This is a genomic window from Acinetobacter sp. DL27, assembly GCF_055810995.1.
In genome coordinates this window covers 3,302,272-3,327,785 of the sequence record NZ_CM147947.1, presented here as the reverse complement: position 1 = coordinate 3,327,785, position 25,514 = coordinate 3,302,272, and the positions used below count along the sequence as shown (strand labels likewise).

Sequence of the window (25,514 nt, the reverse complement as noted above, 5' to 3'; positions counted from 1 at the left end):
AAGACATTTTGTACACTCCGCGCACAAGTATAAAAACCAATAACTTCATAATGATCATGTTCAATTCTATTTATAAAATGCTGGAATCCTTTGGATTCGGCTCACAAAAACGTGCTTTGCATATTCATTTTTCCAATTCGGCTTTGAACACACAGGTGTTTATTCAGCGGATTGAGGGCGAGCACCGAATCAATCAAGGCTTAAAAGCTGAAATTCTATGTCTATCGACCAATGCTTATTTGCCTTTGAAACAGTTCATTGGTGGGCGAGTCGCGGTTGATCAGGTCACGGATGTGGGACAGCTTTCTCGTCTGACGGGGGTGATTACCAGTGCCAGTCAGGGGCAAAGTGATGGCGCGCTAACTGTTTATAAACTTACCGTTGAAGATGCAACTGCGCTGTGGCATAAGCGCAGAAACAGTCGCGTGTTTATGAGTAAAAGTGTTCGTGAAATCACTGAAACTCTGTTTAGCGAATGGCAAAGTCACAGTACATTATTTGAAGCCAGCTTAAGCCTGAACTTAGACGGCTTGAGCCGTGATTATGATGTACGCCCCTTTGTCATGCAGTCCAATGAAACCGACGCTGAGTTTCTCACTCGATTATGGCGGAGTGAAGGGATTAATTGGTTGATCGATGAACAAGCTCCGATGGTGCTCAGTTCGTCGGAACCGATTCAGGCACAGCAACTTCGTTTGATTGATGACAATCAAGCTTTTACAGCGCTGGGCCGCCGAAAGATTCGTTTCCATCGCAGCCATGCCACCGAACCTTTTGATAGCATCACCAGTTTGATTGCTGAACGTCACTTACAGTCCACCACGGTACAGACGCAGCGTTGGCAAGCGCAACATTTAGCTCAAGATCAGAGTCAGGCTGTATTGAGTGCGCATCAGCACAGTGATCAACAAGACAATGAAAGCTTGGGTCTGGAACAAGTCTGGTGTGTTAGTCCAGCATGGACGGGTGATCTACAAGGTGAGGATCAGGCCACGTCTGCCAATAGCAGTCAACTAGATCGTCTCAACCAACAACTGAACCAATATCATGAGCTTCAGGCCAAATATTTCACAGCAAAAAGTAGCGTTCGAGATGCGCAAGTGGGCTATTGGTTTGAAATGGTCGATCATCCTGAAATAGACCAGCATGTGTCCGTAGAGCGTGAATTTCTTATTTTAGGCAAAGTCTTTTATAACCAAAATAATTTACCCAAAGAGTTGCTACAGCAAATCAATCTGTTACTAAAAGGAAGTCGCTGGCAAGGTCTGAGTGAGGAACGACAAGCCAATGAACTCTTTGTCGTACGCCGTGAGGTCAAAATTGTTCCTGAATATCAAGCGTGGATACATCGTCCAGCAGCCTATCCTTTACGTGCCAAAGTCGTTGGGCCTGAAGGGGAAGAAATTTATGTGGATGCATGGGGACGGATTAAAGTTCGCTTTATGTTTACGCGTAGTGATGACCATGCTCATGATGGTGGTGCAGGTGCAAATGACAATGACACGGACTCGGCATGGGTCGATGTATTGACTCCATGGGCGGGTGAGGGATATGGAGCACGTTTTCATCCACGTGTCGGAGAAATTGTGGTCATCGATTTCTTTGAAGGGGATGTTGATCGACCTTTTGTCGTAGGACGCATTCATGAAGCGGATCGCCATCAAACCATGTTTGATGTGAAAGGGACATTGCCTGCGACGAAGAAACTCAGTGGGATCCGTTCACAAGAGGTTGCAGGGCAAGGCTTTAACCAACTGCGTTTTGATGATACGACAGGACAAATTAGTGTGCAGCTACACAGCAGTCATGGAGCGAGTCAGCTCAACCTCGGTAACCTCAGTCATCCGAAAGCAACTGAAAACAGTGATGGGCGTGGTGAGGGTTTTGAGTTAAGAACGGATCAATGGGGAGCCATGCGTGCAGGCAAAGGTCTCTTGATTAGTACCTATGCACAGGATCAAGCGGTCGCAGATCATTTGGCTGTATCCGAAGCCCAGTCCATCTTGCAGCAAGGTTATGACAGTATGCACATGCTGAGTACTTTGGCTGTTAAACAACAGACTGATGCACTGAATGTGGTTAATCGTTTGCCTAAATTGATTCAGTCTGTAGAGTTAAAAGGGGCCAATCAAGCACTCCAAGCAACCGTTGGTTTATTTAAAACTGCAGTTAGTCAGGATCCGATTTCGGCGTTAAAAACGTGTGGTGGCTTTATTGAGGATATTCAAAAATTTGGTCAAGACACAGACAATTTGATCAGTGAATTTAAAGATTATTTTCGGGATGCAGAGGCATCAATAGACAATTTAAAAGCCTTTATTGATAACCTCGAAGAACATGGCACAGATGCTTTGAAAAGTCAGTTGCAAGGTGCGAAAGAAAAATTGAATGAGGATCCATTCGCCGCTTTAAAAGATGTAGGCAAAGTGATTGCCAATGTCGAAATGAAAGACTTTGATCTGACCAGTGCTTGTGGAAGCTTTAATAAAGGCAGCAAACTGAATGTTAATCCCATGCAGGCATTGGGCTCCATGCAAGGTTTTATGGAGACATATGCTCAAGAGGCAGAGCAAACGCAGGATACTCAGAATCAAGCTCAAGCGAAGATCTTTCGTCAGGCTTTAATGCTATTGGCTTCCCCCAATGGTATTGCCTTAACGACGCCTGAAGATATTGTTTTACAAGCTACTCAAGACATCGTTGAAAGCGCACAGGGGTCCATTAACTTAAGTGCCCAAAAGAATATTATTGCGCATGCACAGGATAAGGTGAGCTTATTTGCTGCACAAAAAGGGCTAAAGGCATTTGCTGCAAAAGGAAAAGTTGAATTACAGGCACAAGATGATGCGATAGAGGCGATTGCGCGTAAGGTGATTAAGCTAATTTCAACTGAAGATAAAATAGAAATAACCAGTCCGAAGGAAATTGTACTGACTGCTGGTGGTTCACAGCTCAAAATTAATGGGGATGGGATTTTTACGATAACAGGTGGAAAGTTTGAAAGTAAGGCGGGTCAGCATAGTTTTGTGGGTGGGGCAAAAGTATCTTATGAGGTTCCTGAATTACCAAGCAGTGGTCCATTTACTAAAGTATTCCATTTTGTGTCATTAGAAGGTGAGAAAATGGAAAATGCAATGATACAAATTTATGAAAAAACAAATGAGAACTATGTTTTTAAATTAGATTCGAAAATTGATAAATCTATTTTTAGATTAGAAAATGATGAAAAAAATCTTGAGTATAAAGCATTGGTTGGATTCGATGATTGGGTTTCGTGGTTTGATGATGATGAAGAAGAGGAATTACAAGAAGAAATAGATTTAGGTGAGCATCACAATCCATATGATAAAGAGTCTGGACATCAGTATGAGTAATGTACATATCGTAAAAAAAGGGGATACGCTTTGGGGTATCTCAAACAAATATAATATTAGTCTTAATGAGTTAGTTGAAATAAATGGCTTATATGGTAAAAAGAAAAATTTATTGAAAATTGGGCAAAAGGTATATTTGAACAAGAACAATAGTAGAAAAATTGATACATTTTTAACAATAAAAATTTATGATTTAAAATGGGAATCAATTCCTCAAGCTAAATTATTACTAGAGTATGATGGTCAGTGTCATTTAATGACTAGTGATAATAATGGGGTAATAAAAGATATTCAAATTGAAGATGCTTTGAAAGGTATAAAAATAAGTTTCTATACATTAAACAATATATTTGAACTTATAGCTCATCATAAAACATTGCCGATGGGGAAAAAAATATTAAAACTAAGTTCTCGTGCAATGATATTAAAAGGTAATACTTATCAAGTTGAGGGTGTAGCTAGAACAAATACACAAGCAATTGAAAAAGAATTGAAAGTTAATGGTAAGAAAGCGCAGAATACATCTGGGACATCTGGGACATCTGGGACATCTGGGACATCTGGGACATCTGGGACATCTGGGACATCTGGGACATCTGGGACATCTGGGACATCTGAAACAAGAGTGGAAGGTGGATTACCTGCCGTCATAGTAGCTGCAGTATATTCAGAAGAAAATTTATATTTACATCCAGATAATGAAAAATATCGAAGAATAATTATTAACGCAGCAAAAAAATATAATTTAGCGCCACAAGCCTTAGCTGCAAAAATTAACGCAGAAGCTGGTACAAAAAGAGGAAGCCAAGAATGGAATGCTCAAGCACGTGCTTCAACATCATCTGCAGTAGGATTAACTCAGTTTCTAAGTGGAACTTGGTATGAGATATGTACGCGTTCTATTTATAGTGACACCTTACTTCAACAACATGTTATTAAGAAAAAATTAATCTCTAATTTTCAAGAGAATATGGCTATTAAGTTAATTTCGGTGAAAGATAAAGAAAAATTAAAAGCTCTTGGAACGGATCCTACTTTTTCGGTGGATTCAGCAGCAGCATATGCTAGGGCAAATATTGATATAGTTACAAACATATATAGTAAGGTCGATAGTTTAGAACCTAGTGATCTCGCAAAAGTTGGATATGTAGCTCATCATGATGGTCCAACAGGGTTTGGCAAAATAATTGAAGCAACAAACGACTCTTCATGGTCAAAACTACAAGGGCAAGTGTGTTCCAAAGATAGTCCTAATTGCAGTACATTACAAAATTATAAGGAAAGATTTAGTAATGGGAGGGATGCATATCGATGGTGGTTATGTACTGAATATACAGATGCAAAAATTAATGTAAATCGCTTTACCCTTAGCCCTGCTGATGGGAAAAAATTTAAGAATGCTCGAACAATGGAGGAAATTATTGTTTTTCTAGGTGGTAAAGCTTTAGTTCGGCCAAGTAAAGAATTCGAGAAAAAGAAAGGAGCTAATGATGGCAGAGTAAAACTTGAAGTGCGACATAAACCACCTAATTAATTTAAAGGGTTTATGGAGTATATAAAATTGTCATACCATCATCTTAACTTTGAAGATCGTACTGCATTAATGCTTGAGTCAAGAAAAGAAGGCTTTTCAGCCAGAAAATTTGCTGAACTCATTAAAAGACATCCTAGTACGATCTATCGTGAGCTTAAAAGAAATAGCATCAATGACGTTTATCAAGCTCGATATGCTTCTGATAACACCTTCGCTAGACGTAGACGTGGTCACAGAAAACTCAAAATCGATTCAATCCTCTGGAAATTTATTGTTGAAGCGATCCGTTGTTTATGGTCTCCTCAGCAAATAGCAAAGCGTTTAAAGACATTTCCTGATTTGGATCAAACAATGAATGTAAGCCATACAACGATTTATTCAACGATACGAGCATTACCAAAGGGTGAGTTGAAAAAAGACTTATTATCCTGTCTGCGTCATGAAAATAAAAAGCGAAAAGCTAACGGTGAACCTAAAAAAGATTCTATATTACAGGATATTAAAACTATTCATGAGCGCCCAGCCGAAGTTCAAGAAAGAAAAATACCGGGTCATTGGGAAGCTGATTTAATTAAAGGTAAAGACAATAAAAGTTCGATAGCAACACTTATTGAACGAAATACACGGCTCTGTATCTTGGCAACATTACCTGATGCAAAGGCAGAATCAGTGCGCAAGGCTTTAACTGAAGCTCTGAAATATTTACCTGCAGAACTGCGTAAAACGTTGACCTATGACCGTGGACGCGAGATGTCAGAACATAAAATACTCGAAGAAGATTTAGGCATAGATGTATATTTCTGTGACCCACATTCACCTTGGCAAAAAGGCACATGCGAAAATATGAATGGTTTAATTAGGCAATATTTACCTAAAGGGATTGATTTAAATCAGGCAGATCAGCATTATTTAAATCAAGTTGCCATGTCACTGAATACTCGTCCTAGAAAGGCGTTAGATTGGCTTACACCATTAGAGAAATTTGCTCAGCTTGTTGATTATCATATGGCTTTTGAAACTGTCGCACCTCATGTTTGAATTCGCCGATACTCAAGCAACAGAAAATATTAGTATTATTATTACATCCATTGTAAATAATAAGGTTGAACCCAGTATTCAGTATTCCGTAAAATCTAAATATGGATTAAAACCACATTTGACAAATGAAAATGGGCATGAAGTTATTAAAATTAAAAAAGGAGATAAGCTTGAAATCATTTTCGATAATCAAGTTTTAGCTTCAATCACTTCGATAAAAGATAAAGAAGAATTTAGGATTAATTTTCCAATTACTCAAGAAAAAAATATACAGAAGAAAACACAAGAAGTGAGTACAAACAACGAACAGAAGCTCAATTTTGATGGTTGGAGAAATCCACTTAATGGTACTTGTCAAGTGAGGCGGTTTGGTTATAAATCATTACCCTTAAAGGCGAATGCTGCAACTTATAATCAAAGTAATTTACAGCAGGCAACTAAGGTTGCATCAGGGTTTAATCGAACAACTTATAGATCTAGTGGAATGCATCAAGGTCTTGATCTTGAGGCTGATAATGGTGTCAATGTTTATCCAGTTTGTGTTGGTACCATTGCAAAAGTAATTCCATCATATCCAGGTTATGGAAAAACGATTATTTTAGAATGTGACGTAAATGATTTACCAGTTTCAAAAAAAGCTTTAGCAAAAAATATAGACACAATTTACTTTGTTTATGCACACTTAAACTCTATAAATGTAACAGAGGGAGCTAGTATAACTACTCTAGATACTGTTCTTGGGAAAACTGGTAATACTGGTAATGCTGGAAGTATGACAAAAATTGAGGATGGTGCACATTTGCATTTTGAGGTCAGAACAGAGATAACGAAATCAATGGGGAAATCTGGAATGACGTATAGACAAGACCCGTTTCCTTGGTTAGATAATTGTAAGACCACTGAGAATGGTGTTAAATTAAATAGGTAAATAGATCATGAAATACAAATTATGCTTGATAGGTATGTTGGCTTTTTCAGCAATTGCTAATGCAGAATTTAATATAGAAAACAATGTAAATCAACCTACTCATATAAAACTAGGATATAGGAATGTTTTGAATTCTGGGTTTATATATACTGATAATGATAAAAATTTTCAAATAAAGAAAAATACAGTTAATATTCCATATGAAGATATTTTAATTTCATTGAAACCTTTATTAAGAAATGACAATAAAATAAAAGGAAATGATTATTTTTTTTTAAATTATGAGCCTTTTATTCAGCTAGGTGGAAGGAAATATAAGTTTCCTTTTATTGTTTCAGATGTAAGTGCTATTGGCTCTAGCGTACTATTTAATGATAGTAATATAGTTATTTTCTCAATTGAGAGTTATGTAAATCCAGTTTCAAATAATAATTCAAAAAAATTTAAAAGTGATGTATATATTTTAAATAAAAAAAATTTAGGCTTATATTCGCCTTCTTTTTTATCTTTAAATTCTAAATTAAAAAATTTTAATGAGGTTTCTATGGAGTTTAGTAAGTTGGGGTCTGTGAAATATAATAAAAACAAAAAAAAATATCAGATTCTATATGAACTTCAAAAAGCTTCAGAAGATTTTAGCTCGACCGGAAGAATAGTCTATGAAAAATCTCCTATTGAGTACTCATTCACCTTAATACCTGATCAAAAAGAACCTTTTTTGATAAACAACTTTGTGGAACAGAAGAAAGGAACTAACAATATTATTTCAAATGATGATAGGGGTGGCATGTATTCCTATTTTTTAAAGGGTAATTGACTCCAATGAAGATGAGATATTTTTGTATTTTGAATTGGTTTCACTAGGAGCTTGTACTTATTTAAATGATAGTAAGGAGATGAAAGTCATTTGGATTTTAACTTATTAAAGCTGAGAGAATGGTAAGTGATTCACCACAAGATTTAACCTATACTGCTATTGATAAAAATCAGAAAAATAATGTTCTATTGTCTGATGTTGTAAATGGTGAAATACAAGTAATTCATTTAGAACGAAAAGGGTTTAATATATCTGATTGGGATGAGTATTCATCTGAAACCAATGCAGGGAAAATTCTTGTTTTATGGATTTAACCAAGCTGATTTCTGTCAGCTTGGTTTGGTTTTTTACCCTTTCAACACTTCTTCCAACAGCTCCTCACTCGGCGCAAAATAATAAGCACCATCCACAGGAGTCACAAAGTGAAGCATACGGTCATGGATTCCATCACCACTGGTGCCGAACATACGCAGTAACATCGCATCAATAATGCTTAAATCTTTCGTATAGGCAATAAAAAATAAACCTTGCTCACCCTTGCCATCACCATAAGGAAGAGAGTGACGTAGGATTTCCATTTCCTCGCCTTCATCATCTTCAACCACGACACGTGCAACGTGAGAATTTTCAGGTTTAACGTCATCATCTAGTTCAATACTTTCAAGTTTTGTCCGTCCAAAGACTTGCTCTTGAGCATCAACTTTTAATTTTTTCCACTTTTCCAAATCATGGCAATAGCGCTGCGCAAAGATAAAAGAACCATCGGCGAATACTCCTGCATCTTCACTTAATAAGGTCGTTGCAGCACGATCATCGGGGAACTGTGGGTTTTCAGTACCATCAATAAAACCAGTCAAATCTCGACCATCAAAATTGCGGAAACAGACTCGTTCATCTAAAACATCAACTTTCTCTTGGATGCCTTCAAAGAACGATTGACTAAGGGCAAAACAAATATCGGTACGCTGAGCCGCAATATGAATTAAAACATCCGCAGGTGAAACAGGCATATTGAAAGAGCCATAAATTGGCTCTAGCTGTTTAAACCCTGCAGGCGCTGTAGGATAAAGTTGTGCCCAAAGTTCAGGGCCAAAAGCAACAGCTGTTTTAATTTGAGCATGCGGATGTTGGGTAATAAGACGATCACGGGTTGAAAATAAATCTTCTAATTTTTCTTTAAGTTCTTCAATACTTAAATCTTTTAAACGTAAAACAATAAAACGAGCATGATCTGAAGGTAATGGTAGAATTACAGATTGGGCGGTCATTCATGGCTCCTAAAAAAATTGTTATTTCTATTGGCTGCACTTATTGTGCCTTATGCAGTTTCAGCTTCATAGCCTTAAGTGATAAATTCATTGATGAATAATAAACCCTAAAAGCATGAAAGATCATATAATCTAAAGGTCATTTTTTTCTCAATACCACTATGTCATTTCAAATTTGGCTTGGCTTTGTACTCGCATGTTGGATCATTAGTATTTCTCCAGGGGCAGGGGCCATTGCGTCAATGTCGAGTGGCCTTAACTACGGTTTTAGGCATGGCTATTGGAATGCGCTGGGTTTACAACTCGCCTTGTTGGTACAAATCGGTATTGTGGCGGCTGGGGTAGGGGTGCTTTTTGCCACAACGCCTTGGGCATTTTGGGCCGTGAAGTGGTTTGGTGTGGCTTATTTATTATATTTAGCTTATTTACAATGGATGGCACCCATCCAATCGATTGAAATTCAACAAGAACAACCGACTAAATCGCGCTCTAAATTGGTGATGTATGGATTTTTAATCAATATGAGCAATCCCAAAGCAATCGTATTTTTATTGGCAGTTTTACCGCAATTTTTGGATTTGTCTAAACCGCAGTGGAGTCAATATGCGGTGATGGCCGTCACGATGGTCACGATTGATTTGATTGTGATGGCCGGGTATACGGGCTTAGCAGCGAAAGTTTTAAAACTCTTAAAATCTCCGCGACAGCAAAAATATCTCAATCGTACTTTCGCAGTGTTATTTAGTTGTGCGGCGGGATTACTTAGTTTGGTTCATCAGTAAGTTTAGTCTGCGTCAGTTCTGCTAAAAACTGTTGTTCGGTAACCAAATGTATACCATGCTGACGAAATAGGGCGGCAGTGATTCCTTCCCCTGCAATTTTTTGCCCAGTAAATGAGCCATCATAGATGCCATCACTGCCACAAGATGGGCTATTGGCTTTGAGCACGGCATGGGTGACATGATTGGCTTGTGCTAGTGCTAAAGCTTTGTAAGCACCTTGAATAAAGACATCGCTAATCTGATGACCATCTGAGGAAAAAACCTGTGCGTGGCCTAATAAAACATCAGTACCTGACCCGTGGCGAATTTCTGCTGCGGGACGCGGGATTGGAAGTCCTGCACTGACTTCAGGACATAAGCTGACATAATTTTTATCGAGCAAGGCTTCAACTAACTGAGAGACTAAGGAGTCTTTGCCGTCATAACGAACTTTTTGTCCGAGTAGGCATGCGCTGATAAAATAACGTTTATGGCTCATTTAGTTATGTCAGTTTTTTAAACTTCTGCGCGATAAAAATCAGCGCAAACAGAATCGACATGGTTAAGACAATGCTGAGTCCTGTAGAAGTATTTAGCCCTGCACTGGACCATAAACCAACCGTCACCCCAATTTGCGCAATCACAAAGGCCCAAATCACCATTTGTTTTGGAGAGTGGGCAAGCAGTCGAGCGGTAAGTGCTGGAATGACAAGCAACGCACCCATCAGTAAAGAACCCACTGCACGAAGCGCTAAAATGGTAAATAAAGCCAGTAGCAACATAAAAATCAAACGTTGCCATTTCGCACTGACGCCTTCACTAACAGCCATATCAGGATCGATGGCGATTTGAATTTGAGCCTGCCAACTTTTATAAAGCACTGCCAATGCAACAACAATAACAGTGGCAAAAACGGGTAGGTCTGCCCATGTGATCGTGAGCAAATCACCAAATAAATAGCTGAGTAACTCAGGTCTTAAACTTGGAATATGTTGAATAAACATCAGACCCGAGCAGAGCAAGGTCGCAGAACAGAGTGCGAGTAAGGCATCATTTGGTAAACGTGGATCATGCAAAACCCAAAGGATCGCCACCAACAAGCCTGCAATAAAAGCCACACCCATCCACAGGGGCAACGCCATTGCTCCTGCAATCGCGACACCCAGTAACGTGCCATGCGCCATGGTATCGGCAAAGAATGACATGCGGCGCCATAGCATCAAACAGCCCAGCGGTGCAGTCAAAAAGACCAGTAGCGTGCCCATAATCCATGCAGGCAACAGTAGTTGTAACCATTCCATCATGACTTAAGCTTCCGGTTCGGGGTGAATGTGTGGGCGCGCGTCATGCTGACAAGGCGTTGCACTATCACCATGTGCACAGTGATCATGATGATGTTGATAGAACACGCGGTTGGTACCAAAAATAGCTTGATACTCAGGGTGTTGTTGCACGTTTTCAGGTAGGCCGCTACAACAAATGTGTTTATTCAAACACACCACACGATGAGTTCCTTGCATGACCCACTGTAAATCATGTGAAACCATGAGCACAGCACAACCATATTTGGTGGGTAAACTGCGCACATAGTCGTACAGCTCAGCCTCAGACTGAATGTCTAAGCCCTGCATCGGTTCATCGAGAACCAAAATATCGGGTTGACGTAACAGCGCACGAGCCAGTAAAACGCGTTGTCGTTCTCCACCTGAAAGCTGCTGTACTTTGGAGTTTGCAAGTTTGCTGATCCCTGTATCGTGGATAATTTCTTGCTTGATTGCAGGATCGCATTTTTCCAAAGCCAATAGATCTTTCACCCTAAGCGGTAGGCTATGTGAGGGATTAAACTTTTGTGGCACATAAGAAAACTTGAGGGGCTTTGTTGTTTTAATGTCGCCAGCATTAGGGTGAACAATACCCAACAGCACTTTAATGAGTGTGGATTTCCCCGCACCATTCGGGCCAATCAGAGTCACAATTTCCCGTTCATGTAAGACAAAATCGACATGCTTTAAAATGTCGCGTTCATCGATACGAACACTAATTTGGGAGAGTTCGACCAGAACAGGATCGAGGCTTATTTGTGGCGACACTGCTGACAAATTCCTGAAATTTCGATAATGCTATGTTGTGCCGTAAAACCATCGGCTGCGGAAAGTGCATCGAGTTGTTGTAATAATCCTTGTGCAGAGGCCTCTGTCACTGATTTGCAATCAGTGCAAATGAGAAAGGCTGCTTGATGGCCTTCACGGGGATGGCAACACGGAATATAGGCATTAATCGAGGTGAGTCGGTGAATGAGGCCTTTTTCTAATAAAAAGTCTAAGGTGCGGTACACCGTCGGTGGGGCAGCAGGGCGGTCGGCATTGCTTTTAATTTTAGCCAACAAATCATACGCACCCATTGGGCCTGTCGCATTCAGGATCAGTGCTAAGACTTCTTTTCTTAAGGGGGTTAGGCGCGCACCAGTTGCTGCGCACAAGACTTCTGCTTCAGCCAAACGCGTCTCAACGTTGTGATGACCATGCACATCATGTAAAGCATGGTGGTGTTCGTGAGAACAAGCGCTCATAACAAACCTCAAGTGCAAAATTTATAAAAGAAAAACGACATTAAATCTTAACATGAAGCGCAGAGAGTTTCGATTAGGCATAGGTATTTTTGTCGATTCGTTATATTATAACACTAATTGTATTTCTAGTGATTGCTCCCCATGTCCCGTTTCTTGGCTTTTTTTGCGTTTGCGCTGTTTAATAGTGTTGCTTGGACGCAAGACTTGGTTGTCTCTACACAGCCGATTTACTTGATTGCACAAGAAGTGACGAAAGGCATTGAAAAACCAACCTTATTGTTGGCAGATCAATCTGGACATGATGTAAGTTTGACCCCAATGCATCGTAAAGTCATTCAGGATGCAGGTTTGGTTATTTGGTTGGGACGAGCACATGAAGCACCGCTGGATAAACTCCTGACCCCCAATGATAAAGCGGTTTCTATTTTAGATTCAGGCATTATCAATGCCTTACCACTACGAAATACCCGTGGTGATGCCTTAAAAAATACCATCGATACCCATGTTTGGCTTGACCCAAACAATGCGGTACGCATCGGTTTCTTTATTGCAGGCCTGCGTTCACAGCAGATGCCTGAGTATAGGGAGCGCTACTGGAACAATGCCAAAATCTTTGCTCAGAAAATGTTGCAAGCCTCAGCTATATATAGTCAAAGTACCCAAGCTCGCCCATATTGGTCTTTTCATGATGCCTATCAATACCTGGAGCGACCTTTAAACTTACGCTTTGCAGGCGCATTGACAGATGATCCACATATTGCGCCTACGGTTGCGCAAATCAAATACTTAAATGACAGCCGCCCTTATTCAAAGATGTGCCTTTTGGCTGAAGTGCATGCCAGTCAAGCACAATATCAAAAGTTGAACCCATTGGTTTTCCAAGCTGTTGACGAAAGCATGACTGGGGCAGGGGATTTTGTCAGCGCATGGAAGCAATTGGCCGATCATGTGCATAAATGTGTGCTAAATGCGCGAAAGTAACGCAAAAATTAAACAATAATTGATTAGTTTAAAAGCAATTTAAACATAGAAAAAAACTCGACTTAGGTCGGGAAAAGATTGCATGTTCAGGGGTGTAACTCTATAATGCCTGCGATTAAAAATAATCATCAGCTAAACTTGTCAAGCATGATTGTTGTGAGTGAATAAATAATGAGCCGAACTAGTCGCTTGATTGACCGACGATTAGCGAAAGCTTTAGTCCTCTTACAAGCATGTATGATTCCTGTTTCAGCCTTGATCGGCTGGGTCGTGAAAGACTCAACCGCAGCCCTGAGTGCAGCATTAGGTGCGCTCGTATGTTGGCTTGCGACTTGCTATTTTTCATGGCAGTCGTTTCGAGCAGCAGGAGCTCGCGCTTCTAAACAAGTTCTTGCGAACATGTATAAAGGCATGATGGGTAAGTTTGCAATTGTGATTGTTGGTTTCATTTTAATTTTAAGCAATGTCAAACCGTTGTCAGCGGTGGCGTTGTTTTGTGGTTTTATGCTCGTTCAAACCATGACGTGGGTTGCTCCATTTTGGGTGTCGCGTCAACAAAAACGAGTTTAATAAGCACTACAAAAAATTGAAAAGTTTTTTAGGAGATGAACGAGATATCAAGCAGCACGCGATGTTCGTTCTCTCTATTTGTATTTGACATTGACCAGGTGTGATTTATGGCTGCTGAAGAACATGCCCTTACTTCGACCGAGTATATCAAGCATCACTTGACGAATATGACTTATGGCAAAATGCCAGACGGTTCATGGAAGTTGGCTGAGACTGCTGAAGAAGCTCAACAGATGGGGTTCACTGCTATTCACTTGGATTCAATGGGTTGGTCTATCACTCTTGGTGTGATTTTCTGTTTGTTGTTCTGGTGCGTAGCGAAAGCTGCAAACTCTGGTGTTCCAACCAAGTTCCAGTCTGCAATTGAAATGATCATTGAGTTTGTGGACTCAAGTGTTCGCGACACTTTCCATGGCAAATCACGCTTAATTGCGCCACTTGCATTGACCATTTTCGTGTGGATTTTCCTCATGAACGCAATGGACTTAATCCCAGTTGACTTTATTCCATATACAGCTCAACTGATTGGTGCAAGTGTATTTGGTATGGATCCTCATCACGTTTACTTCAAGGTTGTACCTTCTACAGATCCAAACATTACCCTAGGTATGTCTTTATCTGTATTTGTACTGATCTTGTTCTACAGTATTCGCGAAAAGGGGATTGGTGGTTTCGTTGGCGAATTAGCACTTAACCCATTTAACCCAAGTAACCCAGTTGCAAAAGCGTTATTGATTCCAGTGAACTTAATTCTTGAATTAGTAACATTCCTTGCACGTCCAGTTTCATTGGCTCTGCGACTTTTCGGTAACATGTATGCAGGTGAGTTAATCTTCATCCTTATCGCATTATTACCGTTCTGGATCCAATGGGCGTTGTCTGTGCCTTGGGCGATCTTCCACATTCTTGTTATCACGCTACAAGCATTCATCTTTATGATGCTGACTATCGTATACTTGAGCATGGCAAGCGAAAAGCATTAATGGTAATGCCCAACTATCACTGGATGGTTGGGCGCATAATTTTTTAATTTAATTTGGTATAAACCTAACCTCTGAGGAATTATCATGGAACTCACTTTAGGTCTAGTTGCAATTGCATCTGCTATCTTGATCGCTTTTGGTGCTTTAGGTACTGCGATTGGTTTTGGTCTTTTAGGCGGTCGCTTCCTTGAAGCTGTTGCACGTCAACCAGAATTGGCTCCACAACTTCAAACTCGTATGTTCTTAATCGCGGGTCTTCTTGATGCTGTGCCTATGATCGGTGTTGGTATTGGCTTGTTCTTCATCTTTGCTAATCCATTTGTAGGTTAATCAGCTTAATTCCTAAATTAAACTATTGAGGAATAGCAATGAATATCAACCTCACATTGATTGGCCAAGCGATTGCATTTGCGATGTTTGTCGCATTCTGCATGAAATTTGTATGGCCACCACTAATCAATGCGATTAGTGAGCGTCAGCGTAAAATCGCTGATGGCTTAAACGCTGCTGAAAAAGCAAAAGCTGATCTTGCGGATGCGCAAGCTCAAGTGAAAGCTGAATTAGATGCAGCGAAAGCGCAAGCGGCTCAATTGATCGAACAAGCGAACCGTCGCGGTGCACAATTGGTAGAAGAAGCTCGTACTCAAGCGTCAGCTGAAGGTGAGCGTATTCGTCAACAAGCAAAAGAAGCTGTTGATACAGAAATCAATTCTGCTCGTGAAGAATTACGTCAACAAGTTGCTGATCTTGCAGTAACAGGTGCTGAGAAAATTCTTAGCCAAAAAGTTGATGCTGAAGCTCACAATGCCATGCTGACTCAGCTGGCTGCTAAACTTTAAGAGAGGCGGATTATGGCTGAACTCTTGACGTTGGCACGCCCGTACGCTAAAGCAGCATTTGCTTACGCTTCTGAGCAAAATGCAACTGACTCTTGGTCATCTGCATTGAACTTGCTCAGTGCTGCGGTGCAAGACGAAGCATTTTCAGCTTTCTTAACTCGCCCTGAGCTTACTCCTGCTGAGCAGGTAAGTCTTTTTGCAAAAGTATTAGGCGAAGACCAAACTGCAGCAGTGTCAAACTTTTTGACATTGCTTGCTGAAAACAACCGTTTGGCGCTTCTTCCTGAAATTTCTGCTGAATACGAGCAGCTCAAATCACAGAATAACAATACTGTGGATGTAGTGATTGAATCTGCATTCCCATTGACTTCTGTACAAGAACAACTACTTGCACATGCTTTAGAGAAAAAATTCGAAGCTGCGGTAAATGTTTCTGTAGAAGTTAAACCAGAGCTTATTGCTGGTGTTGTTATTCGTGCAGGCGACCAAGTGATAGATGATTCTGCGCTTAACAAGCTAGAAAAAATGCGGACTCGTCTTCTTGCTTAATTGCATATGAAGACTGAACTTTAAAAAGATTGAGGTATAGCGCAATGCAACAACTGAATCCATCCGAGATCAGTGCGCTCATTAAACAGCGTATCGGCGATCTGGACACCAGCGCGACCGCTAAAAACGAAGGGACCATTGTTATGGTTTCCGACGGTATTGTGCGTATTCACGGCCTTGCTGATGCAATGTACGGTGAAATGATCGAATTCGACGGCGGCTTATACGGTATGGCACTGAACCTAGAACAGGATTCAGTGGGCGTCGTTGTTTTAGGTAACTACTTAAGCCTTCAAGAAGGTCAAAAAGCGCGTTGCACAGGTCGTGTATTAGAAGTTCCGGTTGGTCCAGAACTTTTAGGCCGTGTAGTAGATGCTTTGGGTAACCCAATTGATGGTAAAGGCCCAATTGATGCAAAATTAACTGATGCTGTTGAAAAAGTAGCACCAGGTGTAATTTGGCGTCAATCAGTGGATCAACCTGTACAAACTGGTTATAAATCAGTAGATACAATGATCCCTGTAGGCCGTGGTCAGCGTGAGTTGATCATTGGTGACCGTCAAACTGGTAAAACAGCGATGGCGATCGATGCGATCATCGCTCAGAAAAACTCTGGCATTAAATGTGTATACGTAGCTATTGGTCAAAAACAATCGACTATTGCTAACGTTGTGCGCAAGCTAGAAGAAACTGGCGCTATGGCGTATACCACTGTTGTAGCAGCAGCTGCAGCCGATCCAGCAGCAATGTTGTACTTGGCTCCATACTCTGGCTGTACAATGGGTGAATACTTCCGTGACCGCGGTGAAGATGCACTAATCATTTATGATGATTTGTCTAAGCAAGCTGTTGCTTACCGTCAAATTTCATTGTTATTACGTCGTCCACCAGGTCGTGAAGCGTATCCAGGTGACGTATTCTATCTTCACTCTCGTCTTCTTGAGCGTGCTTCGCGCGTTTCTGCTGACTATGTTGAGAAATTCACGAATGGTGAAGTTAAAGGCCAAACTGGTTCATTAACTGCATTGCCAATCATTGAAACTCAAGCGGGTGACGTATCTGCATTCGTACCAACGAACGTAATTTCGATCACTGACGGTCAGATCTTCCTTGAAACATCATTATTCAACGCAGGTATTCGTCCTGCTGTGAACGCGGGTATCTCTGTATCTCGTGTTGGTGGTTCAGCGCAGACTAAGATCATCAAAAAATTGTCTGGTGGTATCCGTACTGCTTTGGCGCAATACCGTGAATTGGCAGCGTTTGCTCAGTTCGCTTCTGACCTTGATGAAGCAACGCGTAAGCAACTTGAACATGGTCAACGTGTAACTGAATTAATGAAGCAAAAACAATATGCTCCATATTCAATTGCTGACCAAGCTGTTTCAATTTATGCATCTAACGAAGGCTACATGGCTGACGTTGAAGTGAAGAAAATCGTAGACTTTGATGCTGCGTTAATCTCTTACTTCCGTTCAGAAAATGCTGCGTTAATGCAAAACATCGATGAAACTGGTGATTACAACAAAGACATCGAAGCTGCAATCAAAGCAGGTATTGAAAGCTTTAAAGCGACTCAAACTTACTAATTTCAACTTCAGTTGGATTTAGTTTTGGTTTGGTTCACGGATCAACCTTCGAGGGCTCGAAAGGGCCTTCGAATACTAGGTTAAGCGTATGGCAAATTTAAAAGAAATTCGCGCCAAAGTAGCTAGTATCAAAAGCACGCAGAAAATTACTCGCGCGATGCAGATGGTAGCAGCTTCTAAGATGCGTCGTGCGCAAGAGCGCATGGCTCAAGGCCGTCCGTATGCCGAAAATATGCACCGTGTAATTGCTCACTTGGTTCAAGCGAATCCTGAATACAAACACCGTTATATGGTTGAACGCCCGGTTAAGCGCGTTGGCTATATCATTGTGTCTTCAGATCGCGGCCTTGCTGGTGGTTTGAACATTAACTTGTTCAAAAAAGTGGTTAAACACGTACAACAGCAACAAGAGCAGTCAATTGAAGTTCAATTTGCTTTAATTGGTCAAAAAGCGGTTTCGTTTTTTAAAAACTACGGCGGTAAAGTGCTGGGTGCTACGACAAATGTCGGTGATACACCAAGCCTTGAACAGTTATCTGGTTCTGTACAGGTGATGTTAGACGCATTTGATAAAGGCGAGTTAGATCGTATTTATCTTGTGTCAAACGGCTTTGTCAATGCCATGACTCAAAATCAAAAAATCGAACAACTTGTTCCTTTAGCAACTGCTGAAGAAAACAAGACCCTTAACCGTCAATACGGTTGGGATTATATCTATGAGCCTGAAGCTGAAGAGCTTTTAAATGGCTTATTGGTTCGTTATATCGAGTCTGTGGTATATCAAGGCGTGATCGAAAACATCGCGTGTGAGCAGTCAGCTCGTATGGTTGCAATGAAAGCTGCAACGGACAACGCAGGTGATTTGATCAAGAGCCTACAACTTATTTATAACAAGCTGCGTCAAGCCGCGATTACTCAGGAAATTTCTGAGATCGTTGGTGGTGCCGCTGCCGTTTAACATTATTTTGAATTGAGGAGACAGCAATGAGTAGCGGTCGTATCATTCAGATCATCGGCGCGGTTATCGACGTCGAGTTTGAACGTAACAGCGTTCCTAAGATCTATGACGCTCTCCACGTTGATGGCACTGAAACTACATTAGAAGTTCAGCAACAACTTGGTGATGGCGTAGTTCGTACTATTGCAATGGGTTCTACTGAAGGCCTTAAGCGTGGTTTGAACGTAACGAATACTAACGCTCCAATCTCTGTACCAGTGGGTACAGCGACTTTGGGTCGTATCATGGACGTTCTTGGTCGCCCAATCGACGAAGCTGGTCCAGTTGCGACTGAAGCGCGTTTGCCGATTCACCGTCAAGCACCTTCTTATGCTGAACAAGCAGCTTCTACTGACCTTTTAGAAACTGGTATTAAAGTCATCGACTTGCTATGCCCGTTTGCTAAAGGTGGTAAAGTTGGTCTGTTCGGTGGTGCCGGTGTTGGTAAAACTGTAAACATGATGGAGTTGATCAACAACATCGCTAAAGCGCACTCAGGTTTATCTGTGTTTGCTGGTGTTGGTGAGCGTACTCGTGAAGGTAATGACTTCTATCACGAGATGAAAGACTCAAACGTTCTAGACAAAGTAGCAATGGTCTACGGTCAGATGAACGAGCCACCGGGTAACCGTTTACGCGTAGCGTTGACTGGTTTGACGATGGCTGAGTACTTCCGTGACGAGAAAGACGAAAACGGCAAAGGCCGTGACGTACTATTGTTCGTAGACAACATCTACCGTTATACACTAGCAGGTACTGAAGTATCAGCACTTCTAGGTCGTATGCCATCTGCAGTAGGTTACCAACCGACACTTGCAGAAGAGATGGGTGTTCTTCAAGAACGTATTACATCGACTAAGTCTGGTTCGATTACGTCAATCCAAGCGGTATACGTACCTGCCGATGACTTAACAGATCCATCGCCTGCAACTACCTTTGCTCACTTAGATGCAACTGTAGTATTGAGCCGTGACATCGCATCTTCTGGTATTTACCCAGCGATCGATCCACTTGACTCAACTTCACGTCAGTTAGATCCACTAGTAGTGGGTGCTGAGCATTACGAGATCGCTCGTTCAGTTCAAAACGTTCTTCAACGTTATAAAGAATTGAAAGACATCATCGCGATTCTTGGTATGGACGAACTTGCAGAAGAAGATAAGTTGACTGTTTACCGCGCGCGTAAAATCCAACGTTTCTTCTCTCAACCGTTCCACGTAGCTGAAGTGTTTACTGGTGCTCCTGGTAAACTTGTACCGCTTAAAGAAACGATTCGTGGCTTTAAAGGTCTTTTAGCTGGTGAATATGACCACATTCCAGAACAAGCGTTCTATATGGTTGGTGGTATTGACGAAGTAATTGCTAAAGCTGAGAAACTTTAATTAGTTACCTAATTTAGGAGATTCTCATGTCGACTATGCAGTGTGATGTTGTAAGTGTTCAAGAGTCTTTGTACTCTGGCGCTGTAACGATGCTAATTGCTAAAGGTGCTGGTGGTGAATTAGGTATTATGCCTGGTCACGCGCCACTAGTAACTTTACTCAAGCCGGGTACAATCCGTGTTCTGCTTGAAAACGGTACAGAAGAGTTAATCTATGTATCTGGTGGTGTTTTAGAAGTTCAACCGCATGTTGTTACGGTTCTTGCAGATACTGCAGTCCGTGCAGAAAACTTAGATGAAGCAGCAATTCTTGAAGCGCGTAAACACGCTGAACAATTGCTTGCAAATCAAAAGAGCGATTTGGACTCGGCTGCTGCTTTGGCTGCTCTTGCAGAAACTGCTGCTCAGTTGGAAACCATCCGCAAAATCAAAAACCGCGCTCAATAAGAGACGGTTTGAGATTAAAAAAAGCCACCGAAAGGTGGCTTTTTTTATGTCTGTTGATAAAAATGCGTCAATTGCTTATTTCATTATGAATTTTTGGTTTTTGGGTTACCATTGTTCAAATGGATTAGATCGGTCTGTTATATACGCGTAATCTTTGTTTTGCATGATAGTGCTTCGTCTTTTAACTGTATGCTGGCTTGTAGAATATTTTGAATACACAATTTTTAAAATTCATCTGAATCAATGCTCCTATGATTGATATATTTCGTTAAGCAAGGACATAGCTATCTAAAGTTGCATATCTTTTATTCAATAGACGTTATATTTTGAAAGCTTCTCTGTAAGCGAAGATGAAGATGAACCTGATTGCACATGAATCCCACTTTTGGGAACTTTACCAAGATTTTGAGCATTATTATCTGAGTATCGCAGTCGATATGAGTTCAGTGGTGTCGTGTTGGGACTTGGTACTGACTTCAGAAGAAATATTGCAATATGAACATCGGGGTCGCGCGAGCATTCAGGAGCTGACCAAAGCCATGATTGAAGCAGCTTATAAAGGTGATTTCTCAATGATGGAATCACGTTTAGCCAAGCCATATGAGCGTCACGCTATGCAAAAGGCCTTTAAAGATTGGTTAGCGCAGAGCAAAACTCAGGAACAGTCTTCGTTTTGATGAGGTGTGAGCTCAAAGCATTATTTTAAATTTATTTCAAAAAGCTTTGACGCAATTGGCTGAACATCATGCGGCTAACGGTATCGTGTTGAGTCTCAATCAATTTTTTGATTTGCTCAACTTGAGGTTCATCTTCAGGAATCACAATCTCTGGATCGATTTCGATATCCGAATTGGACATGGTATTGGACGGCTGTGCAAGCAAATTTGAAGATGGGTGTTCGGCATGCCAAAGCTGTGTTTCGAGTGACATGATGTACTTATATTCATCGGTATTGGGGTTAAACCGCTTATATAGTCTCAGGTCTTGCATTGCATCTTGACGGCTTCGATCAGGCATATCTGTTTCGACTTCCAACCATTCAGAGATAACTGGATGAATTTCATGTTGCATTAGTTGGTAATAAAGCCAATCGCTGAGTAGGCTATGATCGATGTCAGACAGATATGGGCTGTTGTGTTGCAGCAATTGTTGTAAGTGTTCGAGAACCAAAACTTCTTGCTTTTGTAAGGCATAGCGCGCTTCAGCATCAAATTGTTGGTATTCTTCGGCTGGAATTTCAGTGAAATGTTGCTGTTCAATGAAGGCATCTACAATATGCGTTTGAAATAAGTTATTCCATTGTTCTAGCGCATGAATTTCGAGCTGTTGTAGCTCTTTAAACGCTTTGCTTTGATAGCGGCTGAGCTGCAGGCGCTGAATATTTTGCTGGTTGAACTCAATTTTTTGTTTGATGTATTCAGTATAAGCGCTTTGTTGTTTGGGGCTGACAGGGCTTACAACATCGACCAAAAGTAACTGCTGCTGTTGTTTGTATTTGAGCCAGTCCTGAATACGTTGAACTTCTTTATGCTCTTTAGAAAAAAACTGGGTTAAGTGTGGCGTGGTTTTTTCAGGCATTAAAAAGTGCATCCCGCCAAAGACGATGATTGCTAAACAGGCGATCACAAGAATGACTTTTTTCATTATAAAAATGTTTTTCTGTGTTTCTTATTTGTACATGGTAGCTTAAAAATGAGAAATAGTTAATGTTTTTTCATTAAAGCTTCAAATCTGTATGGGTAAAATTGAAAATTCACCTTGCCCAAGAATACGAACTTTATACAGTGCATCAAAGCCTTCAGCATAGTGTGGTGGTTCAAATTTTTGAGCGGTGGCTCTGATCCCGACTTCGGGAATGCAGGCTTTGCCTTCACGTAAGTGGTTGCGTTCCAGTGCACCTTTAAGCTCAGTCTCAAAGAAATAGCCAACAATTTCAAAGCCTGCGGCCTGAGCATTGGCAATATAACGCGCCCGATCGGCTAGCGTAGGGTTGGTATTATCAATCACCATTTTGGTTTTTGAGGCCAGTCCTGCTTCAAAAATGATTTTTTCACGATGCCGTGTTTTCAGCATATCGAGGTTGATGCGCAAATGGCTATGTGCCAAATTCAACAGATAATAGCTCGATTTTCCCGAAGCTTGGATGCCCATAAAAATAATCAGCTGCATGTGTGAAATCGTGCCTCAATCAAAGTAGGAAAAAACGGTTGTAGTCATTTTCTCCTACTCTATTGTTGAAAGCACCACTATTTAAATGTTTTAAGATTGGTTTGTGTTTGAGCTATCATTCTCAGCTTGCTGAGGAATCATCATTGAAGCCAATTTCAACATTTCAGATTGAATAGTGCCCATTTGCTGTTGCATCTTTTTAAAGTCGACTTGGCTAAAATCCACCTGTCCATTTAAAAAAGGTGAATCTAACACTTGTTGGTTGGCAGACAGTAATTTTTCACGGATATCATTGATTTCTTGGGTTTTAAGATTCAGACCATTCAAGGCATTATTGAAACCTGTGAGCTGTTGTTGTAAAGCTGTCGCGGCGTGTTGCAACTGTTGTTGATCGTGCTGTTCAATTGCGGACTGCAAATCACTTTGGGTTTCTTGCAGCTGAGTGACATATTCGCCTGCTTTTAATTGCATATCTGCCACATCACGCACGATATAGAGCATGTTGCCACTTTTCAGTTCAGCTTTTTCAGGACTTTGTGTATTCGCTGATTGGTGTTGCTCAGATGACTCAGTCTGGATGTCTTGCTGATTCGGCTCTGTTGCTTGCTCACAGCCAATGAGTAGGATGCCTGAACTAAACAGTGCAAAAGGAAGAACCAAGTTTTGTAAAAGCTTTTTCATCATCAAATCAATATTGGGCTATGTGTTTTTTAATATAAGGGCAAAATGTGTAGATAAAATGCTGGGTTTCAAAGTCATAACAAAACTTTTTAAAATAAAAAGAGTGCCTGAGCACTCTTCATTTACAGCAGTTTAGCCAGCAATGATTTTAATAATGGAATGATTGCGAATGTCTGTCAGTACATAGTCGCCATTCACTTTAATCCACTGTTGGTTTTTACCTGGTTTACTGAGTTTTTTGTATTTTTGGTGATCTACTTTATAGGCATTGCTATGGTAAGCGCTTGGGAGTTTTTGACCTGCTTTCCAGTCTTGAGATGGACGCTTGGCTTTTTTGACAGTGGCTTGGGTTGGTTGTTGATGGCCATTTGAAGTATGCTTTTGCGCTTGTCCATGTGACTGAGCGGTTTGATGTTGCTGATGTTGTTCTTGTGGTGCTGCTAGTGCAGGCAGGGCAATCAATGCGGTTGAGATAGATAAAACTGCTGCTTTTATAAAGGTATTCATGAGCTTCACTTCGGGTTGTCTTGAGCGGATAGATGTATCATAGAGTGAAGTGTTTGATTGATCGTGAATGAAGTGTTGTAAAATTATAAAAATAAAGAAAAAATTATGAAGATCGAACCGATTCGAGTGTCATTACTCATTTAAAAAAATAAAAATATAAGCAGCCGTTAAATTCGACTGCTTATAAACAGCTTCAGGCTTATTTGGCCAATTCGGCATTGATGGCATCGACAATACGCGGATCATTGGCCGTAATGTCCGGTGCAAAACGCGCAACCACTTCGCCATTTTTATTGATTAAGAATTTCTCAAAGTTCCACAGCACTTCAGGTGGTTCGTTCGGTGTTAAACCATAGTCCACCAAGTCTTTCCACCAAGGGCCTTCACCGATACGTTCAGGCACCGCGTGGGTGAGCGTTTCATATAACGGATGCTTATCATCCCCAGCAACCGAGATTTTTGAAAAAAGCGGGAAATCCACTTGATAGTTTAAAGAGCAGAATTCTTGAATTTCAGCATCTGAACCTGGTTCTTGTGCCAAGAAATTGTTGGCAGGAAAACCTAGAATCTCTAAACCCTGTGATTTTTTGTCTTGATAGAGTTTTTCTAAACCTTCGTACTGCGGTGTGAGGCCACATTTAGATGCCACATTCACCACCAAGAGAACTTTACCTTGGTATTGGTTTAAGTTGATCTCTTCGCCCTGAATGGATTTGACTGGAATATTATAAATCGAAGTGCTCATTTGCGTGTCCTTATACGATGTGCATTTTATTGTGTTGGAAGCGTTCGACAAAGTCACGCCCATTTGCGGATTGATCGCAACAAAAAAGCAAGCCGAGGCTTGCTTTAAAGGGCAGGGAGGTCATTAAGACGCTGGAGAAGCTTTGACTTTCGCTTCCAAAGCTGTTACGTCAGCAATGATCGATTTCTGCAATTCAGTCGCTTTGTTTTGGAGTTCGGTGATTTTCGCGCTATCTGGCGTTGCATCTGTACTTTCTTTGGTGAGTTCTACACCCAGATCATTGGCGTCCTGCATTTTTTCACGTAAAGCATCTACTTCAGCACTTTTTAAGGTTAAGGCATCTAATTCATCATTAAATTGCTTCACATAGGTTTCTGTTTTTTCAACCATGGTTTTAATTTGAGCGGGATCCTTTTTCTCTAAGGCCGCACTTACTTCTTTTTGAAACGCAACGGCTTCTTGAGCTTTGGCATTCGATAGCGTTTGTACGGCTAACAAATCGGCTTGAATATCGGCAATATTGTTATTGCTGTGATTAGCAACGATAGTGGTTGCTTCGGTTGAGGTCGCTTCAGATGCAGACGTCGTTTGTTCAACGGCTGGCTCAGTTCCTTTTTTTTCGCACGCAGCCAACGTGAGTGTGGCCATACAAACTGTGGTTAAAAGTAACTTTTTCATAACGACATCCTTCTATCGGGAAATATGTTTTTGTAGGCCAGAGCCTAAGAGCAATGACCAATCAATTAAAAAATACGTTCGCTAGAACAGCATCAATACGATGCAGAGA

General features: G+C 40.9%; 29 protein-coding genes. 18 read left to right on the top strand and 11 right to left on the bottom strand.

Features of this window, described 5'->3' with window-relative positions:
* The first annotated feature begins 56 nt into the window (after window positions 1-56).
* The 6 genes from AC0KVP_RS15990 to AC0KVP_RS15965 all read left to right on the top strand — a co-directional run bounded on the left by AC0KVP_RS15990 (window position 57) and on the right by AC0KVP_RS15965 (window position 8,005).
* The gene (locus tag AC0KVP_RS15990; protein WP_473337850.1) at window positions 57-3,374 is read left to right on the top strand and encodes a type VI secretion system Vgr family protein; all 3,318 of its coding nucleotides are present in this window, start codon (window positions 57-59) and stop codon (window positions 3,372-3,374) included.
* Complete coding sequence (locus AC0KVP_RS15985; RefSeq protein ID WP_473337848.1) at window positions 3,367-4,908, top strand: LysM peptidoglycan-binding domain-containing protein; 1,542 nt, start codon at window positions 3,367-3,369, stop codon at window positions 4,906-4,908. Before AC0KVP_RS15990 ends, AC0KVP_RS15985 begins: the two co-directional genes overlap by 8 nt.
* 12 nt (window positions 4,909-4,920) lie before the next feature.
* Entirely contained in the window at window positions 4,921-5,946 is a 1,026-nt protein-coding gene (locus AC0KVP_RS15980) for an IS30-like element ISAba125 family transposase (RefSeq protein WP_004994718.1), read from the top strand.
* Window positions 5,939-6,874: a M23 family metallopeptidase gene (locus AC0KVP_RS15975; protein ID WP_473337845.1), complete on the top strand. Its 936-nt coding sequence runs from the start codon at window positions 5,939-5,941 to the stop codon at window positions 6,872-6,874. The genes AC0KVP_RS15980 and AC0KVP_RS15975 overlap by 8 nt, the downstream gene beginning before the upstream one ends.
* A gap of 7 nt (window positions 6,875-6,881) precedes the next feature.
* The gene (locus tag AC0KVP_RS15970) at window positions 6,882-7,691 is read left to right on the top strand and encodes a hypothetical protein (protein ID WP_473337843.1); all 810 of its coding nucleotides are present in this window, start codon (window positions 6,882-6,884) and stop codon (window positions 7,689-7,691) included.
* A 119-nt stretch (window positions 7,692-7,810) separates the two neighbouring features.
* Complete coding sequence (locus AC0KVP_RS15965; protein ID WP_473337841.1) at window positions 7,811-8,005, top strand: hypothetical protein; 195 nt, start codon at window positions 7,811-7,813, stop codon at window positions 8,003-8,005.
* 33 nt (window positions 8,006-8,038) lie between these two features.
* Here the strand turns inward: AC0KVP_RS15965 and AC0KVP_RS15960 are convergent, their stop codons facing one another.
* Window positions 8,039-8,959: a Dyp-type peroxidase gene (locus AC0KVP_RS15960; protein ID WP_473337839.1), complete on the bottom strand. Its 921-nt coding sequence runs from the start codon at window positions 8,957-8,959 to the stop codon at window positions 8,039-8,041.
* Window positions 8,960-9,120: 161 nt separating this feature from the next.
* Here AC0KVP_RS15960 and AC0KVP_RS15955 point away from each other — a divergent pair, with 161 nt between their 5' ends.
* On the top strand, window positions 9,121-9,741 hold the full coding sequence (locus AC0KVP_RS15955) for a LysE family transporter (protein WP_183175634.1): 621 nt from the start codon (window positions 9,121-9,123) through the stop codon (window positions 9,739-9,741).
* On the opposite strand, the gene AC0KVP_RS15950 is transcribed toward AC0KVP_RS15955, so the two are convergent.
* The 4 genes from AC0KVP_RS15950 to AC0KVP_RS15935 are packed head-to-tail and all read right to left on the bottom strand — an operon-like array spanning window position 9,722 to window position 12,289.
* Window positions 9,722-10,219, bottom strand: coding sequence for a 2-thiouracil desulfurase family protein (locus tag AC0KVP_RS15950; RefSeq protein WP_473337836.1), 498 nt, complete (start codon window positions 10,217-10,219; stop codon window positions 9,722-9,724). The two genes, AC0KVP_RS15955 and AC0KVP_RS15950, sit on opposite strands and share 20 nt — an antisense overlap.
* Window positions 10,220-10,223: 4 nt before the next feature.
* A complete protein-coding gene (gene znuB / locus AC0KVP_RS15945) occupies window positions 10,224-11,024 on the bottom strand; it encodes a zinc ABC transporter permease subunit ZnuB (RefSeq protein ID WP_004984031.1) in 801 nt (266 codons plus the stop codon).
* A 3-nt stretch (window positions 11,025-11,027) separates the two neighbouring features.
* Window positions 11,028-11,810, bottom strand: a complete 783-nt coding sequence (gene znuC, locus AC0KVP_RS15940) for a zinc ABC transporter ATP-binding protein ZnuC (protein WP_473337834.1) — start codon at window positions 11,808-11,810, stop codon at window positions 11,028-11,030.
* Window positions 11,795-12,289, bottom strand: coding sequence for a transcriptional repressor (locus AC0KVP_RS15935; RefSeq protein ID WP_058868677.1), 495 nt, complete (start codon window positions 12,287-12,289; stop codon window positions 11,795-11,797). Before AC0KVP_RS15935 ends, znuC begins: the two co-directional genes overlap by 16 nt.
* A gap of 141 nt (window positions 12,290-12,430) precedes the next feature.
* Between AC0KVP_RS15935 and AC0KVP_RS15930 the strand changes: the two genes are divergently transcribed.
* The 11 genes from AC0KVP_RS15930 (at window position 12,431) to AC0KVP_RS15880 (ending at window position 21,302) form a co-directional block, all read left to right on the top strand.
* The gene (locus tag AC0KVP_RS15930) at window positions 12,431-13,270 is read left to right on the top strand and encodes a metal ABC transporter solute-binding protein, Zn/Mn family (protein ID WP_473337832.1); all 840 of its coding nucleotides are present in this window, start codon (window positions 12,431-12,433) and stop codon (window positions 13,268-13,270) included.
* A 171-nt stretch (window positions 13,271-13,441) separates the two neighbouring features.
* Complete coding sequence (locus AC0KVP_RS15925) at window positions 13,442-13,840, top strand: ATP synthase subunit I (protein WP_004684416.1); 399 nt, start codon at window positions 13,442-13,444, stop codon at window positions 13,838-13,840.
* 107 nt (window positions 13,841-13,947) lie between these two features.
* Window positions 13,948-14,823 carry a F0F1 ATP synthase subunit A gene (gene atpB, locus AC0KVP_RS15920; RefSeq protein ID WP_004684418.1) on the top strand — a complete coding sequence of 292 codons (876 nt, stop codon included), beginning with the start codon at window positions 13,948-13,950 and terminating at the stop codon, window positions 14,821-14,823.
* A gap of 84 nt (window positions 14,824-14,907) precedes the next feature.
* Window positions 14,908-15,153, top strand: coding sequence for a F0F1 ATP synthase subunit C (gene atpE, locus AC0KVP_RS15915; RefSeq protein WP_000424060.1), 246 nt, complete (start codon window positions 14,908-14,910; stop codon window positions 15,151-15,153).
* A 38-nt stretch (window positions 15,154-15,191) separates the two neighbouring features.
* Complete coding sequence (locus tag AC0KVP_RS15910; RefSeq protein WP_004684420.1) at window positions 15,192-15,662, top strand: F0F1 ATP synthase subunit B; 471 nt, start codon at window positions 15,192-15,194, stop codon at window positions 15,660-15,662.
* A 12-nt stretch (window positions 15,663-15,674) separates the two neighbouring features.
* Entirely contained in the window at window positions 15,675-16,211 is a 537-nt protein-coding gene (locus AC0KVP_RS15905) for a F0F1 ATP synthase subunit delta (RefSeq protein ID WP_004984037.1), read from the top strand.
* A 44-nt stretch (window positions 16,212-16,255) separates the two neighbouring features.
* Complete coding sequence (gene atpA / locus AC0KVP_RS15900; RefSeq protein ID WP_004684423.1) at window positions 16,256-17,800, top strand: F0F1 ATP synthase subunit alpha; 1,545 nt, start codon at window positions 16,256-16,258, stop codon at window positions 17,798-17,800.
* Window positions 17,801-17,888: 88 nt separating this feature from the next.
* Window positions 17,889-18,758: a F0F1 ATP synthase subunit gamma gene (gene atpG, locus AC0KVP_RS15895; protein ID WP_004984038.1), complete on the top strand. Its 870-nt coding sequence runs from the start codon at window positions 17,889-17,891 to the stop codon at window positions 18,756-18,758.
* Window positions 18,759-18,784: 26 nt separating this feature from the next.
* Window positions 18,785-20,179 carry a F0F1 ATP synthase subunit beta gene (gene atpD, locus AC0KVP_RS15890; protein WP_004684425.1) on the top strand — a complete coding sequence of 465 codons (1,395 nt, stop codon included), beginning with the start codon at window positions 18,785-18,787 and terminating at the stop codon, window positions 20,177-20,179.
* Window positions 20,180-20,205: 26 nt separating this feature from the next.
* A complete protein-coding gene (locus AC0KVP_RS15885; protein ID WP_004684427.1) occupies window positions 20,206-20,625 on the top strand; it encodes a F0F1 ATP synthase subunit epsilon in 420 nt (139 codons plus the stop codon).
* A gap of 356 nt (window positions 20,626-20,981) precedes the next feature.
* Window positions 20,982-21,302, top strand: coding sequence for a hypothetical protein (locus AC0KVP_RS15880; protein ID WP_087013932.1), 321 nt, complete (start codon window positions 20,982-20,984; stop codon window positions 21,300-21,302).
* 31 nt (window positions 21,303-21,333) lie between these two features.
* Here the strand turns inward: AC0KVP_RS15880 and AC0KVP_RS15875 are convergent, their stop codons facing one another.
* From AC0KVP_RS15875 to AC0KVP_RS15850, 6 genes are all read right to left on the bottom strand, one after another.
* Window positions 21,334-22,269, bottom strand: coding sequence for a hypothetical protein (locus tag AC0KVP_RS15875; RefSeq protein ID WP_473337827.1), 936 nt, complete (start codon window positions 22,267-22,269; stop codon window positions 21,334-21,336).
* Between the two features lie 81 nt (window positions 22,270-22,350).
* Complete coding sequence (locus AC0KVP_RS15870; RefSeq protein ID WP_010325655.1) at window positions 22,351-22,794, bottom strand: AAA family ATPase; 444 nt, start codon at window positions 22,792-22,794, stop codon at window positions 22,351-22,353.
* A 90-nt stretch (window positions 22,795-22,884) separates the two neighbouring features.
* Window positions 22,885-23,475 carry a hypothetical protein gene (locus AC0KVP_RS15865; protein WP_346312644.1) on the bottom strand — a complete coding sequence of 197 codons (591 nt, stop codon included), beginning with the start codon at window positions 23,473-23,475 and terminating at the stop codon, window positions 22,885-22,887.
* 132 nt (window positions 23,476-23,607) lie between these two features.
* Complete coding sequence (locus tag AC0KVP_RS15860; RefSeq protein WP_058868684.1) at window positions 23,608-23,982, bottom strand: RcnB family protein; 375 nt, start codon at window positions 23,980-23,982, stop codon at window positions 23,608-23,610.
* Window positions 23,983-24,181: 199 nt separating this feature from the next.
* Window positions 24,182-24,727 carry a glutathione peroxidase gene (locus AC0KVP_RS15855; protein WP_473337824.1) on the bottom strand — a complete coding sequence of 182 codons (546 nt, stop codon included), beginning with the start codon at window positions 24,725-24,727 and terminating at the stop codon, window positions 24,182-24,184.
* Between the two features lie 123 nt (window positions 24,728-24,850).
* Window positions 24,851-25,405 (bottom strand): hypothetical protein, encoded by a 555-nt coding sequence (locus AC0KVP_RS15850; RefSeq protein ID WP_473337822.1) that lies wholly within the window; start codon window positions 25,403-25,405, stop codon window positions 24,851-24,853.
* Between the last annotated feature and the right edge of the window lie 109 nt (window positions 25,406-25,514).